Below are 1,411 nucleotides of genomic sequence, written 5' to 3' on the forward strand. Positions count from 1 at the left end.
AATGACACGACTTCGGCGGTACGCTTGAGCCCCGCTACATTGTCGGCGCGGAATCACTAGACCAGTGAGCTATTACGCACTCTTTCAAGGGTGGCTGCTTCTAAGCCAACCTCCTGGTTGTCTGTGCGACTCCACATCCTTTCCCACTTAGCGTACGCTTAGGGGCCTTAGTCGATGCTCTGGGCTGTTTCCCTCTCGACCATGGAGCTTATCCCCCACAGTCTCACTGCCGCGCTCTCACTTACCGGCATTCGGAGTTTGGCTAAGGTCAGTAACCCGGTAGGGCCCATCGCCTATCCAGTGCTCTACCTCCGGCAAGAAACACACGACGCTGCACCTAAATGCATTTCGGGGAGAACCAGCTATCACGGAGTTTGATTGGCCTTTCACCCCTAACCACAGGTCATCCCCCAGGTTTTCAACCCTGGTGGGTTCGGTCCTCCACGAAGTCTTACCTCCGCTTCAACCTGCCCATGGCTAGATCACTCCGCTTCGGGTCTTGAGCGTGCTACTCCATCGCCCTCTTCGGACTCGCTTTCGCTACGGCTACCCCACCCGGGTTAACCTCGCAACACACCGCAAACTCGCAGGCTCATTCTTCAAAAGGCACGCAGTCACGAGACACAGCAAGCTGCATCCGACGCTCCCACGGCTTGTAGGCACACGGTTTCAGGTACTATTTCACTCCCCTCCCGGGGTACTTTTCACCATTCCCTCACGGTACTATCCGCTATCGGTCACCAGGGAATATTTAGGCTTAGCGGGTGGTCCCGCCAGATTCACACGGGATTTCTCGGGCCCCGTGCTACTTGGGTATCTCTCAAGCAAGCCGCTGACGTTTCGACTACGGGGGTCTTACCCTCTACGCCGGACCTTTCGCATGTCCTTCGCCTACATCAACGGTTTCTGACTCGCCCCACGGCCGGCAGACCGTGGAAGAAAGAACCCACAACCCCGCATGCGCAACCCCTGCCGGGTCTCACACACATACGGTTTGGCCTCATCCAGTTTCGCTCGCCACTACTCCCGGAATCACGGTTGTTTTCTCTTCCTGCGGGTACTGAGATGTTTCACTTCCCCGCGTTCCCTCCACACTGCCTATGTGTTCAGCAGCGGGTGACAGCCCATGACGACTGCCGGGTTTCCCCATTCGGAAACCCCCGGATCAAAGCCTGGTTGACGACTCCCCGGGGACTATCGTGGCCTCCCACGTCCTTCATCGGTTCCTGGTGCCAAGGCATCCACCGTGCGCCCTTAAAAACTTGGCCACAGATGCTCGCGTCCACTGTGCAGTTCTCAAACAACGACCAACCACCCACCACCCCGAACCACCACGGTCCGAGTTCACTGGGGCCGGCACCGAAGACAGACCACACGGCCATGCCCTCAGACACCCAACAGCGTGCCCGAC

1 rRNA gene is annotated in these 1,411 nt (G+C 58.0%); it reads right to left on the minus strand.

Annotated features, from left to right (window positions below):
• Positions 1 to 1,268, minus strand: a 23S ribosomal RNA gene (locus AC5WS8_RS39125); the annotation flags it as partial.
• Positions 1,269 to 1,411 lie beyond the last annotated feature (143 nt).

The organism is Streptomyces sp. PTL18, from assembly GCF_059510295.1.